15 protein-coding genes are annotated in these 14489 nt (G+C 65.7%); 5 read left to right on the top strand and 10 right to left on the bottom strand.

The genetic code is table 11. From position 1 onward, the window contains the following. Positions 1 to 7: 7 nt before the first annotated feature. Together MU856_RS08050 and MU856_RS08045 are read left to right on the top strand one after the other, a co-directional pair. Positions 8 to 1366, top strand: coding sequence for an NAD(P)H-hydrate dehydratase (locus MU856_RS08050; protein WP_234178766.1), 1359 nt, complete (start codon positions 8 to 10; stop codon positions 1364 to 1366). Positions 1367 to 1380: 14 nt separating this feature from the next. Then, positions 1381 to 2580, top strand: a complete 1200-nt coding sequence (locus MU856_RS08045) for a class I SAM-dependent RNA methyltransferase (RefSeq protein WP_186402076.1) — start codon at positions 1381 to 1383, stop codon at positions 2578 to 2580. Here MU856_RS08045 and MU856_RS08040 read toward each other — a convergent pair whose 3' ends face one another. The 5 genes from MU856_RS08040 to MU856_RS08020 all read right to left on the bottom strand — a co-directional run bounded on the left by MU856_RS08040 (position 2581) and on the right by MU856_RS08020 (position 6837). After that, positions 2581 to 3015 (bottom strand): MAPEG family protein, encoded by a 435-nt coding sequence (locus MU856_RS08040; RefSeq protein WP_003043707.1) that lies wholly within the window; start codon positions 3013 to 3015, stop codon positions 2581 to 2583. A gap of 10 nt (positions 3016 to 3025) precedes the next feature. Next, positions 3026 to 3457: an MAPEG family protein gene (locus tag MU856_RS08035; RefSeq protein WP_058811540.1), complete on the bottom strand. Its 432-nt coding sequence runs from the start codon at positions 3455 to 3457 to the stop codon at positions 3026 to 3028. A gap of 91 nt (positions 3458 to 3548) precedes the next feature. Then, entirely contained in the window at positions 3549 to 4709 is a 1161-nt protein-coding gene (locus MU856_RS08030; protein ID WP_263588785.1) for a CaiB/BaiF CoA transferase family protein, read from the bottom strand. A gap of 138 nt (positions 4710 to 4847) precedes the next feature. Continuing rightward, complete coding sequence (locus MU856_RS08025) at positions 4848 to 6134, bottom strand: ATP-binding protein (protein WP_263588784.1); 1287 nt, start codon at positions 6132 to 6134, stop codon at positions 4848 to 4850. Continuing rightward, positions 6127 to 6837 carry a response regulator gene (locus MU856_RS08020; RefSeq protein WP_263588783.1) on the bottom strand — a complete coding sequence of 237 codons (711 nt, stop codon included), beginning with the start codon at positions 6835 to 6837 and terminating at the stop codon, positions 6127 to 6129. The genes MU856_RS08025 and MU856_RS08020 overlap by 8 nt, the downstream gene beginning before the upstream one ends. A gap of 172 nt (positions 6838 to 7009) precedes the next feature. Here MU856_RS08020 and MU856_RS08015 point away from each other — a divergent pair, with 172 nt between their 5' ends. Then, positions 7010 to 7519, top strand: coding sequence for a hypothetical protein (locus tag MU856_RS08015; protein ID WP_186402071.1), 510 nt, complete (start codon positions 7010 to 7012; stop codon positions 7517 to 7519). Between the two features lie 91 nt (positions 7520 to 7610). Beyond that, positions 7611 to 8042, top strand: a complete 432-nt coding sequence (locus tag MU856_RS08010; protein ID WP_062902610.1) for an EF-hand domain-containing protein — start codon at positions 7611 to 7613, stop codon at positions 8040 to 8042. A gap of 79 nt (positions 8043 to 8121) precedes the next feature. Here MU856_RS08010 and MU856_RS08005 read toward each other — a convergent pair whose 3' ends face one another. The 5 genes from MU856_RS08005 to MU856_RS07985 all read right to left on the bottom strand — a co-directional run bounded on the left by MU856_RS08005 (position 8122) and on the right by MU856_RS07985 (position 13391). Next, positions 8122 to 9312, bottom strand: a complete 1191-nt coding sequence (locus MU856_RS08005) for a type III PLP-dependent enzyme (protein WP_062902609.1) — start codon at positions 9310 to 9312, stop codon at positions 8122 to 8124. Between the two features lie 145 nt (positions 9313 to 9457). Next, the gene (locus MU856_RS08000; protein WP_263588782.1) at positions 9458 to 10630 is read right to left on the bottom strand and encodes a carboxynorspermidine decarboxylase; all 1173 of its coding nucleotides are present in this window, start codon (positions 10628 to 10630) and stop codon (positions 9458 to 9460) included. Between the two features lie 13 nt (positions 10631 to 10643). Further along, positions 10644 to 10994, bottom strand: coding sequence for a DMT family protein (locus tag MU856_RS07995; protein WP_003043688.1), 351 nt, complete (start codon positions 10992 to 10994; stop codon positions 10644 to 10646). Beyond that, positions 10991 to 12079, bottom strand: a complete 1089-nt coding sequence (locus tag MU856_RS07990; RefSeq protein ID WP_263588781.1) for an alpha/beta fold hydrolase — start codon at positions 12077 to 12079, stop codon at positions 10991 to 10993. The genes MU856_RS07995 and MU856_RS07990 overlap by 4 nt, the downstream gene beginning before the upstream one ends. 103 nt (positions 12080 to 12182) lie before the next feature. Beyond that, the gene (locus tag MU856_RS07985) at positions 12183 to 13391 is read right to left on the bottom strand and encodes a saccharopine dehydrogenase family protein (protein ID WP_062902606.1); all 1209 of its coding nucleotides are present in this window, start codon (positions 13389 to 13391) and stop codon (positions 12183 to 12185) included. A 67-nt stretch (positions 13392 to 13458) separates the two neighbouring features. Between MU856_RS07985 and MU856_RS07980 the strand changes: the two genes are divergently transcribed. Then, positions 13459 to 14448: a threonine/serine dehydratase gene (locus tag MU856_RS07980; RefSeq protein WP_263588780.1), complete on the top strand. Its 990-nt coding sequence runs from the start codon at positions 13459 to 13461 to the stop codon at positions 14446 to 14448. Positions 14449 to 14489 lie beyond the last annotated feature (41 nt).

Below are 14489 nucleotides of genomic sequence, written 5' to 3'. Positions count from 1 at the left end.
AAAGGGCATGTCCGTTCCCGCCGATGCACCGATCCTGACCGCTGCCGCGATGCGCGAGGCCGAGACCGCGACGGTGCGCGCGGGCGTGTCGCTTGGGGATTTGATGGAGCGCGCGGGCGCCGCGGTCGCCGATCTCGCCTGGCGCATGACGGCAGGCGCGCCGATCCTGATCCTTTGCGGGCCGGGCAATAATGGCGGCGACGGATATGTCGCGGCGCGCCGGCTCAAGGCGCGCGGCGCGGCGGTGAGGGTTGCCGCGCTTGGCCTGCCCACCACCGATCTGGCCAAGGCCGCGCGCGATGCCTGGGACGGACCCGTCGAAAGCCTGAGCGACGAAACGGCTGCGGCGCCATTGATCGTCGACGCGCTGTTCGGCTCCGGGCTGACGCGGCCGCTGGCCGATGATCTGGCAGCGATGTTGCGGCGCTTTTCCGAGCGGCGGATATTGTCCGTCGATGTGCCGAGCGGGGTTGCGAGCGACGGCGACGCCGACTGGCTGCCGCCGCTCGCTGCCGACGTGACGTTGGCGCTCGGCGCCCTCAAGCCCGCGCATGTGCTGCTGCCGACCGCACCCGCCTGCGGGCGCTGTCTGCTGGCACCGATCGGGATTGCGGCGGACCGCCATATGCAGACGCTGCCTGCTCCGACGCGCGGGGCGCCCGCCGCCGATGCGCATAAATATAGCCGCGGCATGGTCCTGGTCGCGTCCGGTCCGATGCCGGGCGCGGCGGCGCTGAGTGCGTCGGCGGCGCTGCGCGCCGGGGCGGGCTATGTCGTGCTCGAAAGCGATCGCCCGGCGCCGCTGTCGGCGATCATCGCCGAAGAGGGCGACGCCTTTGCCCGGCGGCTCGGCGATCCGCGTGTCGGCGCGTTCGTCATCGGCCCCGGCTTTCCCGCCGGCGATGCACTCGATGAACAACTAGCCGCCGCGCTGGCAAGCCGGACGCCGGTGGTGCTCGATGCGGCGGCGATCCCGGCCGCGCTTCCGAATCTCGAAGGCGGAGACAGGAGCGCGATCCTGACCCCGCACGCGGGCGAGTTCGCGCGCGCCTTTCCGGAAGCGACCGGCAGCAAGATCGACCGAGCGCGTGCCGCGGCGGCACGGGCGCGCTCCGTCGTGATCTACAAGGGCGCCGACACGGTGGTCGCCGCGCCCGATGGGCGGATATGCGCGGCCTGGCCCGGGAGCCCCTGGCTTGCGACGGCGGGGACCGGCGATGTCCTGGCGGGGGCGTGCGGCGCGATGCTGGCGCGCGGCGGCGACCCCTTCGATGCCGCGGTCGCAGCCGTCGGCTGGCATATTGCGCAGGCGCGGCGTATAGGCGCCGGCCTTGTCGCCGACGATCTTGTTGCCGCGCCGTTCTGACGAAAGCTATACCCGTGACCGAAACCGACCTGATTGTCCGCATCGCCGCGCGCGGCGACGGCGTAACCGCCGACGGTCGCCATGTCGCGGGCGGAGTTCCGGGCGACAAAGTGGCCGCCGACGGAACGCTCGTCGCCGGGCCGAACCACGCGGTTCCGGTCTGCCGACACTTCGGCAAATGCGGCGGCTGCCAGCTCCAGCATGTCAGCGAGGCGGCGCTTGCGGATTTCGTGCGCGAGCGCGTTGCCGGGGCGCTCGCCGGTCAGCAGGTGACGGCGGGCGATGTCCGCCTCGCGCGTCTGTCGCCGCCCCATAGCCGCCGCCGCGCGGTCCTCACCGCGATCAAGGCGGGCAGACAGGTCGCGATCGGCTTCAACGCCGCGCAGAGCAATCAGATCGTCGACATGCGCGAATGTCCGTTGCTCGCGCCCGAACTCTTCGCGCTGATCGCTCCGATCCGCGATCTGCTCGGACTTATCGCGCCGCAGCGGCGCCCGGTGAAGGTCAAGCTGCAACGGCTCGATCAGGGCGTCGAACTCATCCTCGAAGGCGTGAAGGCCGAGGGACTCGATGCCGCGATGGCGCTGCAGGATTTTGCCGGCGCCCATGCGCTCGCGCGGTTCGCCATCGATCAGGGCGACGGGCTCGAAATCCTGTGGCAACCCGAACCGCCGACGGTGTGCTTCGGCGACATTGCCGTGGAAGTGCCGCCCTTTGCCTTTCTGCAGGCGACGACTGCGGGCGAAGCGGCTCTGCTCGGCGCGGTGCGCGAGGCAATCGGCGATGCGCCTGCGGTGGCCGATCTGTTCGCGGGCGTGGGCACCTTCGCGCTATCGGTGCAGGCGGGACGGAAAGTCTACGCCGCCGAGGGCGCGCGCGATGCGATCGCTGCGCTGACGGGGGCCGCAAACCGCGCGCGGGCGCTGGTCGCGACCGAGCATCGCGACCTGTTCCGGCGGCCGCTGGTGCCTGCGGAGCTCGACCGCTTCGGCGCCGTGATCCTCGACCCGCCGCGCGCCGGCGCCGAGGAGCAGGTGAAGCAGCTTGCCGCCGCGGCGACGCCCGTGATCGCTTATGTCAGCTGCAATCCGGCGAGCTTTGCCCGCGACGCGAAGTTGCTTGTCGCGGGCGGCTATCGACTCGACTGGGTGCAACCCGTCGGCCAGTTCCGCTGGTCGACCCATGTGGAACTGGCCGCGCGGTTCAGTCGCTGATCAATGCAGCACGAAACCCATGAAGGCATGCAGACATAGCGCGATCAGCGCGAGACTGGCGAGCGCGAAGATGGCAAAGCGCCACATCACGCGGTTGACCGTCGCCTGCACAATGCTGTGGACGATACGCAGGCCGACATAGGCCCAGGCGATCTGGGCATTCAGCCCGCCGCCCATGCCGCCGACCGCGAGCGCTAGCGCGACGGCATAGAAGACCGTCGGCTGTTCCATCAGATGGTTATAATTATGGGCTTTCCACTGCACCTCGGGCGGAAGCACCTCGTCGAGCCCGCGCCCGGTCGTACCGACCAGATTCTTCGCGTCGATCTTGGCGCGGTTCATCGCGGGGATGCGCGTCGCATACATCCACACCCACATGACCATCGACCAGAGCGCGAGCGTCGCGACCGGCCCCAATATTGCATTCGTGTCCATGATATCCCCCTCAGCCCAAGGTTGCGATAACGGCCAGCACCGACAGCGCGAGCAGGCAGAATGTCGATAGTGCAAACAGCGCGAAACGCACCGGAACCCGGTTGACCGTCGCCTGCCACAGGCTGTGCACGATGCGCAGCACGACATAAGCCCAGGCAAAGCCCTGCGTCAGCGCCGTGTCACCACCCGACAGGTGCAGAAAGACGATCACCGCATAGAAGAGCGTCGGCTGTTCGAGCAGATGCGTGTAATTGTGCGATTTCCAGTTCACGCCGGGCGGCAACACCGGCTCCAGATCGGCGCCGCGCCCGCCGGGCTGCGCCGTTTTGACGTCGATTCCGGCCTTCGCCATCGCCGGGAAGCGCGTTGCCGCAACCCAGACGAGCATGATGAGCGTCCAGAGCACGAGCACCGCGCCGGCCGCCAGCAGATTTCCTGGCATAAAGTCCCCCTTGTCCTCGCGGCTCGTTCACGACCTGGCCGCCTGCGCGCGATGCTAGGGCGTGCGTCGCAATATGCAACGGAAACTGATGTCAGGGAGCGCCGCGCGCCAATTCGTCGCGGATCGCGGCTCCGTCGCCGTCGATCCGCGGCGCGAAGCGGGGTTCGACATGCGGCGCGGAGCCATAGCGCACGGGCGAGCGCATCTCGAAAAAGGAGCCGACGTCGGGATGCTCGCGCCGGTGGAAGAAGCCCGAGGCGCGCAAATGCGGATCGTCGATCACATCGTCGAGATCGCGCGCCACCATCGCCGGGATATCGTTGGCGGCAAAGATTTCCAGCCATTCGGCACTGGTCTTCGCCGGCGTCTTGCGCGCGATTTCGGCATAGACGAGCGACATATGGGTTCCGGCGGCGCGCGCCGCCTCGAACGCCGGACTTGCGAGCAGCGCCTCGCTGCCCAGCAAGGTCATCAGCCGCGCGGTCGATTCGGGCGTATAGGGTACGATCGCCAGATAGCCGTCGGCGGTGGGGAAGGGCTGGCGGCTCGGATCGAGCTGGCGCGGATAGCCGGCAGGTCCGATCGGCGGGTCGAGCGCGGCATCGCGCAGATGTTCGGTGAGCATGAAGGCCGCGAAACATTCGAACATCGGGACTTCGACGGCCTGGCCTTCGCCAGTGCGCAATTTGTGGACCAGTGCGGCGAGAATCGCCTGCGCGCCGAACTGGCCTGCGATCTTGTCGGCGATCAGCGAGGGAAAATAGCGGGGCCGCGGGTCGCCATCGACGCGCGGCAAGAGGCTGGTCGTCCCCGTCGCCGCCTGGATGACGTCGTCATAAGCCTGAAGGTCGGCATAGGGGCCATTCTGGCCGAAGCCGGTGCCATGGACGTAGATGATATCGTCCTTCAGCGCCTTGCAACTCGCATAGTCGAAACCGAGCCGCTCGATCGCCTTGCTGCGGACGTTGTGGAAGAAGACGTCAGCCCCGGCGATCAGATCGCGCAGCACGGCGGCATCGGCGGGCTGCTTGAGATCGAGCGCGATCGAGCGCTTGCCGCGATTGACGGTCAGATGGATCGATCCCATCGTCGGATCGCTGCGCGCGGACCCCAGATAGCGCGATACGTCGCCGACGCCCGGGGCCTCGACCTTGATGACCTCCGCTCCAAGATCGGCGAGCATCTGCGTGGCATAGGGGCCGAAGATGACCGTGGTCAGGTCGATGATGCGGATGCCCGACAACATGGTCATGCCCGCGCGCGCCCTGCCTGCGCACGCCGCCATCTCGATCGTGCTGATGACGTCCGCATTGCTTGTCCTCCCCTCTGCTTTGCGCCGCCACGATAGAATGGTTGCGGAACAAAACGGAAGGGCAAATCCGCCAGCGGATCAATTGTCTATTGCGAGCGGAAGGTCGATGGTCGCGGCGAAGCCCTCACTGTCGCGGGCAAAGTGCAAGCGTCCGCCGATCGCCCGGACCGCGCGGTCGGTGATCGCCAGCCCGAGCCCCGCACCGTCGCCGCCGCGTGCGCTATCGCCGCGGGCGAAGGGGCGCAGCATCGCGTCGGCCTGGCCGGCGGACAGCCCCGGCCCGGCATCGCGGACCACGATGCGCAGCCGGTCGCCCGCGATCCGGGCGGTAAGCGATATCGGTGCGGCGCCGTGGCGCAGCGCGTTGCCGAGCAGGTTGGCGACAGCACGGGCCAGCGCGTGCGGGCGCGTACGGATGACGATATTGTCGCCGAGCGATATTGTCGCGCCGTCCGTTGCCCCGCAATCGGCGACGATCTGGCGCAGCAGCGGCGCGAGATCGGTGCGCGCGATCGGTTCGGATTCGAACCCCCGCGCGAAATCGAGAAATTGGCCGAGCATGGCTTCGATGCGGTCGACCTGCCGCACCGCGACATTTTTGAGCTCGTCGTCGCCGCGGATCATCTCGAGCGACAGGCGAAGACGGGTAAGCGGGGTGCGCAGGTCGTGACTGACGCCGCCCAGCATCAACGCGCGGTCGGCATCGTTGCGGGCCAGGCGCTGGGTCAGCCGGTTGAAGGCGGTCGCAACCGCCGCGACCTCGGCCGGGCCGTCGGTCGCAACGGGCGGCGACAGGCGTTCGGGGTCATAGGCGTCGACCGAAGCGGCGAGACGGCGCAGCGGGCGATCGAGCCGGCGCTGCAGGAACAGGCCGGCGATTGTCGCGACGAGGAAGGCCGCCGCAAGCGCGGCGAGCAGGCTGGTCATCGCGCTGCGCCGACGCGGCGGTGTCACGCTCACCCAATAATCATCGGGGCCGAGCGCAAGCCTGATCCACAGCCGCCCGCGCGTGTCGGTAATCCAGTCGAGCTTGTGCTGTGTCGTCAGGCGCGCGGCGAGCGCCCGCATGAACCTATATTCGATGAAGGTGGGAAAACGCTGCCCGTCGGTCGGGGGAGCGGAAACGGGGCGGATCAGCAAATGCGATCCGTCGCTGAGGTCGGCGATCACGGCTGCGCGGCGATCGGCGGGCAGATTTCCCACTGTCGTCGACAGCGCATGGATCATGTCGGCGGTCACGTCGGCGACGCGTGTCGTTTGCGGGCCGATCACCCATATCTGCACCAGCAGCCCGGCGAGCAGTTGCCCCGCGAGCACGACGCCGATCAGCATCGCGACGTTGCGACTGAACAGCCGCCTAAGCATCGGTGCCCGGCGCCAGCACATAGCCGACGCCCCATATTGTCCGGATGAAGCGGGGATTGGCGGCATCATCGCCAATCGCCTTGCGGAGACGGCCGATCTGCACGTCGATCGCCCGGTCGGTCACTTCGGCGTCGCGCCCGAGCGCGCGGTCGATCAACTGCGCGCGGCTGAGCGGCCGTCCGGCGCTCCGCGCGAGCGCGGCGAGCAGTGCGAATTCGCGCGACGAGAGCGTCAGCGCCTGATCTTCGCGGCGCACCGACATGGCGGAAAAGTTGATGACGAAGGGCCCGATGGTCACCACCTCGTCGCGCAGCGTTGCCCGGTCAGTCGAAAGACGGCGAAGCAGCGCATTGATGCGCGCGACCAGTTCGCGCGGGAGAAAGGGTTTGCCGAGATAATCGTCGGCGCCCATTTCCAGGCCGAGCACGCGATCGACCGGATCGCCGCGCGCGGTCAGCATGATGATCGGGATCGTCTCGTCGCGCTCGCGCAGCCGGCGCACAATCGCCAGCCCGTCTTCGCCCGGCATCATCAGATCAAGCACGATCAGATCGGCCGGATCGCGCGTCAGGCTGATATCCATCGCCTTGCCGCCGTCGGCCGCGCGTACGGCAAAACCATGCTCGGCCAGAAAGCGCTGGAGCAATGCGCGCAGTTCGGAATCGTCGTCGACAATCAGGATGCGGGGTGGCTTGGCGTCCATGGACCCGACATGCCAGCCCGGTGGCACCGTCGCCAGAGCCAAAGATGTGACAAAGCATGTCGAAGCGGCACCTGTGTCGCATTTTGCCGCACAGTCGCGTTTGGCCGACATCGCCGCGATACAGGGCAGGGGCATTGGACGCTGGTCTTCACCATCAGGAAGGATGAAACCGATGAACACCCCCTCCCGCATTTTGACCGCCTTCGTCGCGACCGCTGCGCTTGCCGCCGTTACCACCGCCGATGCTCGGCAGGGTTCGTTCCGCGCCCGCGGTTCGAACGGCGTCGTCGCCGGCAGCGCAGGGCCGAAGGGCGGCGTGATCCGCGGCCGCGGCGCTGTACAGAACGGCGATGGATCGGTGACCACGCGCTCGGGCGGTGCGTTCCGCGGTGCCAATGGAAGCAAGGGCAGGCGCCAGTCGACGACGACGGTAAAACCCGACGGTTCGCTGACCCACAGCGGCAGCGCGTCGGCCACCGGCGCGCGCGGCACCTTCGACAGCAGCGGCGCCGTCGCGCGCGCAGCCGACGGAAGCTGGTCGGGCGGTCGTTCGACGAGCGCCACCAATTCGGCAACCGGCACCAGCTATTCGGGATCGACGACGATCGATCCCGCGACGGGCAAGCCTGTTCACAGCGGAACTTGCACCGACGCGTCGGGCGCCGTCATCCCCTGCCGTTAACCGGGGCCTCCCCCCTCCAGACCCACCCCGGTTGGGAGGGGCGTCCCCATCGCCCCTCCCGTAACGGCATCGAGACGCTATCAGGATATTTATGCGAATCAGGACTGTCTTGCCGCTTGCCGCCTTTGCGGCGTTTCTTCCGGCAATGGGTGCGCTGGCCGCGCCCGGCGGCGATTTCGAACGCGCTGCGCAGGAATTGCGCGACGCCGACCGCAATGGCGACGGCGCCGTAAGCCGCGCCGAGTTTCAGCACTATCGCGTCGGCCGCTGGGCGAAGATGGATCGCAACGGCGATGGCTATTTCAGCAGGGACGACTTGCCCGCGCTGGCGCGGTCGCGCTGGGATGGCGACCGCATGACGCAGCTGCGCCGCGATTTCGACAAGAATCGCGACGGTCGCATCTCGCGCGCCGAGTTCGTCGGCGGGCCGATGCCGATGTTCGATGCCGCCGACAGCAACCGCGACAATCAGGTCAGCAAGGCCGAACTGCAGGCGTTGGGGCAAAAGGCGAAAGCGCGGTAGCCCGACCTGCGGGCGCAATGGAAAAAAGGGCTGGCGCATCGCTGCGCCAGCCCTTTTTCGTTTGGCTTTTTCCGCTGGCTCAGAAGAGCTTGGTCACCGTCGCGCTGCGGCGTTCCTGCTCGACTTCGCCGGTGTAGAGGCTCACCATCGGTTCGTCGCTGACGACGTGGGTTTCCTCGGCACCGAAGCCATTGAACCGCGTCCGCATCGCGCAGCCATAGGCGCCGAGAATGCCGATCTCGATGAAATCGCCGGCCTTCACATCGGCCGGGAGATAGAAGGGGCCCGCCATATGGTCGAGGTCGTCGCACGTCGGACCATAGAAGCTGAACGCCGTCATCTCGTCGCTCGCCGTCTCGCGGATCAGCGAAACGGGGAAGCGCCAACCGACATGCGCGGCATCGAACAGCGCGCCATAGGCACCGTCGTTGATGTAAAGCTCTTCGCCGCGGCGTTTTTCCACGCGCACGATCAGCGAGCTATATTCAGCCGACAGCGCGCGGCCCGGTTCGCACCACAGCTCGGCCGAATAGCTGATCGGCAGACTCTCGAAGCTGCGGTGGATCGTGTCGAAATAGGCGTCGAGCGGCGGAGGCTCCATGCCCGGATAGGACGACGGAAAGCCGCCGCCGACATCGATGATATCGACCGTCACCGCGGCCGCCACGATTGCCGCGCGCACACGTTCCATCGCCTGCGCATAGGCGTGCGGCGTCATCGCCTGGCTGCCGACGTGGAAGCAGATGCCCAGAGCATCGGCCGCCTGACGGGTCGCCATCAGCAGTTCGGCGACATCTTCGGGCTCGGCACCGAATTTGGCGGCGAGGCTCAGCTTCGAATGATCGGACGAGACGCGCAGACGGACGAGCAGGTTGAGATCCTGCGCGCCCTCGGTCGCGCGGACGATCTTTTGAAGTTCGTCCATCGTGTCGAGCGAGAAGGTGCGCACGCCATATTTGAAATAGGCTTCGTGGACGGCTTCTTCGGCCTTGACCGGGTGCATGAAACACAAGGTGGCGCCGGGCAGCGTGCGGGCAACGAGACGCACTTCCGCGATCGAGGCGACGTCAAAATGGGTGACGCCCGAATCCCACAGCACGCGCAGCAGATCGGGCGACGGATTCGCCTTGACCGCATACATGGTCGTGCCGGGAAATCGCTCGATGAAGAAACGCGCTGCGCGCCGCGCGGCGTGCGGGCGGACAAGCGTAACAGGTTCGACCGGCGAAAGTGCCTGAATCAGCCCGTGGGCGCTATGATGCTGGTGCAACTCAAGGGACCCCCAAAATTAACGTTAAACATCAAAGGCTGCCTTGCGGTTATTGGAAGTCCCCCTGGGGCAGCGGGGTGCGCATATATGGCGGGGGGTCCCCCCTGTAAAGACCCTTATCGGACCGCGCGTTAACTTCTGGCGTTCAACCGAGCCGCGCTTTGAAATCCTCATAGGAAAAGCGCCGTATTTCCGTCAGTTCGTCGCTCTCGCTATCCCACAGCCAGATAGATGGCAGCGGGACGCCGTTGAAGCTGTTCGTCTTCACCATCGAATAATGCGCCTGGTCGAGGAAGGCGAAGCGCTGGCCGATGCGCGCGCCACCGGGCAGCCGGTAATCGCCGATCACATCGCCGGCGAGACAGGACGGGCCGCCGAGCCGAACCGGCTTGCCCGTGCTTTCCTCCCCCAGCATCGCCGGGCGATAGGGCGCCTCGATGACGTCGGGCATGTGGCAGGTTGCGGAAATGTCTGTGATGCCGATCGCCATCCCATTGTCGAACAGGTCAAGGACTTCTCCGACGAGGATGCCCGCATCAAGCGCGACGGCTTCGCCGGGTTCGATCATCACGTCGCAGTCGGTCGATGCGCGCACCTGCTTCAGGAAGGCGATTAGGTCATCCGTTTGATAGTCGGCGCGCGTCACATGGTGGCCGCCACCGAAATTGATCCATTTGAGCTGGCGGAAAAAGGGACGCAGCATCGGTTCGACCGCCGCCCAGGTGCGCGCGAGCGGAGGGAAATCCTGCTCGCACAGCGTGTGCATATGCACGCCATCCACGCCGTCCATATGTTCGGGCAAAAGCTGGCTGATCGGAAAACCGAGCCGGCTGTACGGCGCCGCGGGGTCATATTTGGGGACATCGCCTTCGCTATGCTGCGGATTGATGCGCAGCCCGACATCGAAGGTCACACCCTTGGCGCGCAATTCGGCGAGCAGCGGACGGAAGCGTGCAATTTGTCCCGGCGAATTGAAGATCAGATGATCGGACAGCGCCGCTATTTCGGGCAGATCCACTTCCTTGTAGCCTGCGCAATAGGTTGCAACCTCGCCGCCATATTCCTCGCGGCCGAGCTTGGCTTCGTAAAGCCCCGAGGCGCACACCCCGTCGAGATAGTGCGCAACCGTCGGGCCGAGCGGCCACATCGAAAAGGCCTTGAGCGCGGCAAGCACCCGCGCGCCCGACGCGTCGCCGATGTGGCGGAGGACCGACAGGTTCGCGCGAACCTTCGCCGCATCGACGACGAAGGCCGGTGAAGGGACGCGGTTTAGGTCAAAACGGGCGAAGGCTCCGGGGTCGCCGGCACGGGTTTCCATGATATCGTTCCTGTCAGGCCGCGATCGGCCCCTTGAAGATGAAAAAGGCGCCCGCCGCGATCAGTGAAAAGCCGACGAGATGATTCACCGTCAGCTTCTCGCCGAGCCAGAAGACCGCGAAGCCCGCAAAGATGATGAGCGTGATCACTTCCTGCAAGGTCTTGAGTTCGGCGGCGGTGTAGACGCTATAGCCGATCCGGTTCGCCGGAACGGCCAGGCAATATTCGAAGAAGGCCAGCCCCCAGGCGAGCAGCACCGCGAGCCAGATCGGCCGCGACATGTCGCCGAGGTGGCCGTACCAGGCGAAGGTCATGAAGATGTTCGAGACGAACAGCAGGCCGATCGGCAGAAGATAGGCGATCATTTCTTCTCTTTCGTCAGCGGCAGCACGTCGTTCAGCAATGCGGCAAAGAAATGTCCCGGCTCTTCGACCATCGGCATATGCGCAGAATGTTCGAGCCACACGAGCGTCTTCGACGGCGCCTTGACCTGCGCGAACCAGTCGGCGGCGACCGGTGAAGGAACGGTATAGTCGTGGCGGCCGAGCAGGAAGATCACCGGGACGTCCATCCTGTGCACACCCCGGAAGCTCACATCGGCAAGACGCGGCCACAGCGTCTTTACCGAAAATTCGCTGCCCTTGCCCCACGCCTGAACGTCGGCGGCGGAATATTCGGGCGAAAGCCGTGGGGTCTGGAAATAATATTTCAGATCGGGCTTGTTGTGGATCAGCGAGCCGTAGGGGATCGCATATTTGCGCCAGCCATCGGCTTTCTCGATCGTGAAGTTGCCCTGCGGATAGGGCGCGAGGCCGTCGATCGCTGCAACGGCCTCCTTGTTCCCGGCGGCCAGCGCCTTTGCACGTGTCCAGGCCATGCCGGCTTTCTCGCCCTCGCGAAAATCTATGCCTTGGCCGACGCCGACATAGGCGTAGAGCAGATCGGGGCGTTTGACCGCAACCGACAGGCCGACGATCGAGCCCCAACTGTGGCCCATCAGGACGACCTTGCGCTTGCCATAGCGTGTCTTCAGCAGTTCGATCAATTCGATGGCGTCGTCGCGGTAACGCTCGGGCGTCATCGTGGGCGTGAGCACCACCGGATCGTTCAGCGGATAGCTGCGCCCGGCGCCGCGCTGGTCGTACTGGACGACCGTGAAAACGTCCTCCCACGGCCGCTGGAATGCCCATGCAAAAGGCATTTCGACGGCGCCGGGGCCGCCGTGAACGAAAACGAGAATCGGGTTGTCGCGGTCCGCGCCGCGCACGTTCACAACCTGCCGCGCGCCGCCCAGCGTCGCTTCGAACGTCTCCTGCACACCGTTCGGCGTGACGATCTTGCCGATGTCGGCAACAATGGCGCGCGCGGGAGCATAGGCGTCGTCGGTTTGGGCGGCAGCGGGGGCGACGCAGGCCGCGAGCAGAGCAAGTGCGGCTATTCGAAGTCTCATCGATTATCCAACCCTCGTCGTTCCCGCGACAGCGGGAACCCAGTTCAGCCGTTGCTACCGGGTTCCCGCTGTCGCGGGAATGACGAAATTGAAAGACGTGGCGTCAGAAATCCAGCGGCGCGTCGAGTTCCTTCACCTGCCAGGGCAGGCCGTGCTTCATTAGCATGTCCATGAAGGGGTCGGGGTCCATCTGTTCCATGTTGAACACCCCCTTGCCGGACCAGGTGCCGGTGACCATCATCGCCGCGCCGATCATCGCGGGGACACCGGTCGTATAGCTGACCGCCTGATTGCCCGTCTCGGCATAGGCGTCTTCATGATCGCAGATATTGTAGAGATAGAGCGTCTTTTCCTTGCCGTCCTTGCCAAGGCCGGTTGCGATGACGCCGATATTGGTCTTGCCCTTCGTCGTCTCGCCGAGGCTCGACGGTTCGGGGAGAACGGCCTTCAGGAACTGCAGTGGGATGATTTCCTTGCCTTCATACATCACCGGGTCGATCCGCGTCATGCCGACATTCTGAAGCACGGTCAGGTGCTGGATATAGGCATCGCCGAAGGTCATCCAGAAACGGATGCGCTTGATCTCGGGCAGATGCGTTTTGAGGCTTTCGATTTCCTCATGATACATGAGGTACATATTCTTCGGGCCGACCGCCTCGAAGTCGAATTGCTGCTTCACCGACATCGGCGGTGTTTCGACCCAGTCGCCATTTTCCCAGTGGCGCGCGACCGCGGTCACTTCGCGGATGTTGATCTCCGGATTGAAGTTGGTCGCGAAATGCTGACCATGGTCGCCGCCGTTGCAGTCGAGGATGTCGAGCGTGTCGATGCGGTCGAAATGATGCTTGCGAAGCCAGGTCGTGAACACACTCGTCACCCCCGGGTCGAAGCCCGAACCGAGCAGCGCCATCAGGCCGGCGTCCTTGAACCGGTCGTCATAGGCCCACTGCCAGTGATATTCGAACTTCGCCTCGTCGCGCGGCTCGTAGTTGGCAGTGTCGAGATAGTGCGCGCCGGTCGACAGGCACGCCTCCATGATCGTGAGATCCTGATAGGGAAGGGCAAGGTTGACGACGTGCGTCGCTCCTGCCGAGCGGATCAGCGCGGCGGTCGCGTCGATATGGTCGGCGTCGACCTCGGCGGTCTTGATCGTCACGCCGGTGCGTTCCTTGACCGATTCGGCGATCGCATCGCATTTGAACTTGCGGCGGCTGGCAAGGGTGATGTCGGGAAAGATGTCGGGATTCATCGCCATCTTGTGAACCGCAACCGATCCGACGCCACCGGCGCCGATCACCAGAACCTTGGTCATTCGAAAATCTCCTGTCGCGGCGATCATCGCCGCTTGTCTTGTATGCCGCGCCCTATAGGACGAAGCCATGACTCAGCAAAGCCCCGATCCCTTGCTCAGCCCCGACCGTACGCCGAGCCTCGCCGGAGTGGAACGCGCGGCGGCCAAAGTCGCTGCACTCCTGCCGCAAACGCCGCTCCTGCCGCTTGATGTCGGCGGGCGCACGATCTGGTGCAAGGCCGAATGCCTGCAACCGGTCGGCGCGTTCAAGATTCGCGGCGCGTGGCACCGGCTTACCGACCTGACCCCCGATCAGGCGGCGGCAGGTGTGGTTGGCGTATCGAGCGGCAACCATGCCCAGGGCGTCGCATGGGCAGCGAAGCGGCTCGGCATCAAGGCGACGATCGTCATGCCGAGCAACGCGCCGCAGATGAAGCTTGCGGCGACCCGCGCGCTTGGCGCGGACGTCGTGCTCTATGACCGCGTCACCGAATCGCGCGATGCCGTCGCGGCCAGGCTGATCGAGGAAAAGGGCGGCACACTCGTCCATGCCTATGGGGACCCGTGGATCATCGAAGGGCAGGGGAGCGTGGGGATCGAGGCGCGCGCTCAACTGGCCGCGCGCGGCATTGTGGGGCCCGACAAGGTCGTGGCCTGCTGCGGCGGCGGCGGTTTGTCGGCGGGACTGGCGCTCGCCTGTCCCGATGCCGAGATCGTCGCTGTCGAACCCGAAGGATGGGACGATGTAACCCGCAGCCTCGCCGCCGGCGAAATCTTGTCGGTAGAGGATCTGGCGGCACCGACCGAATGCGACGCTTTGCAGACGCCGCAGACCTGGCCGATCAATTTTGCGGTGCTGCAGGCGCGCGGCGTGCGCGGCGTGGTCGTGACGCGCGAGGAAGTGCGCCACGCGATGCGCGTTGCGTTCGAAAAGCTTCATCTTGTCGTCGAACCCGGCGGCGCGGCGGCGCTGGCGGCGATACTTGCGGGGAAGGTCGAGCCGGGCGATGCGACGCTGGTGACCCTGTCGGGCGGTAATGTCGATCCGCAAAAATATGCCGAGATCATTGCCGGCTGAGCCATCAAGGATATTTGTCGGCGCTGGCGCGTTTACGAAGG

Origin of the sequence: Sphingopyxis sp. GC21 (genome assembly GCF_025727575.1) — a bacterium.
Lineage (GTDB): Bacteria > Pseudomonadota > Alphaproteobacteria > Sphingomonadales > Sphingomonadaceae > Sphingopyxis > Sphingopyxis terrae_A.
This window is presented reverse-complemented; position numbering and strand designations above follow the sequence as displayed.

Bases quoted from the DNA above. Each gene is read 5' to 3' on its own strand.
- MU856_RS08050 (WP_234178766.1), top strand. From the start codon at position 8: ATGTCCGTTCCCGCCGATGCACCGATCCTGACCGCTGCCGCGATGCGC.
- MU856_RS08040 (WP_003043707.1), bottom strand. From the start codon at position 3,015: ATGGACACGAATGCAATATTGGGGCCGGTCGCGACGCTCGCGCTCTGG.
- MU856_RS08035 (WP_058811540.1), bottom strand. From the start codon at position 3,457: ATGCCAGGAAATCTGCTGGCGGCCGGCGCGGTGCTCGTGCTCTGGACG.
- MU856_RS08030 (WP_263588785.1), bottom strand. From the start codon at position 4,709: ATGACCATGTTGTCGGGCATCCGCATCATCGACCTGACCACGGTCATC.
- MU856_RS08025 (WP_263588784.1), bottom strand. From the start codon at position 6,134: ATGCTTAGGCGGCTGTTCAGTCGCAACGTCGCGATGCTGATCGGCGTC.
- MU856_RS08020 (WP_263588783.1), bottom strand. From the start codon at position 6,837: ATGGACGCCAAGCCACCCCGCATCCTGATTGTCGACGACGATTCCGAA.
- MU856_RS08015 (WP_186402071.1), top strand. From the start codon at position 7,010: ATGAACACCCCCTCCCGCATTTTGACCGCCTTCGTCGCGACCGCTGCG.
- MU856_RS08010 (WP_062902610.1), top strand. From the start codon at position 7,611: ATGCGAATCAGGACTGTCTTGCCGCTTGCCGCCTTTGCGGCGTTTCTT.
- MU856_RS08000 (WP_263588782.1), bottom strand. From the start codon at position 10,630: ATGGAAACCCGTGCCGGCGACCCCGGAGCCTTCGCCCGTTTTGACCTA.
- MU856_RS07995 (WP_003043688.1), bottom strand. From the start codon at position 10,994: ATGATCGCCTATCTTCTGCCGATCGGCCTGCTGTTCGTCTCGAACATC.
- MU856_RS07990 (WP_263588781.1), bottom strand. From the start codon at position 12,079: ATGAGACTTCGAATAGCCGCACTTGCTCTGCTCGCGGCCTGCGTCGCC.
- MU856_RS07985 (WP_062902606.1), bottom strand. From the start codon at position 13,391: ATGACCAAGGTTCTGGTGATCGGCGCCGGTGGCGTCGGATCGGTTGCG.
- MU856_RS07980 (WP_263588780.1), top strand. From the start codon at position 13,459: ATGACTCAGCAAAGCCCCGATCCCTTGCTCAGCCCCGACCGTACGCCG.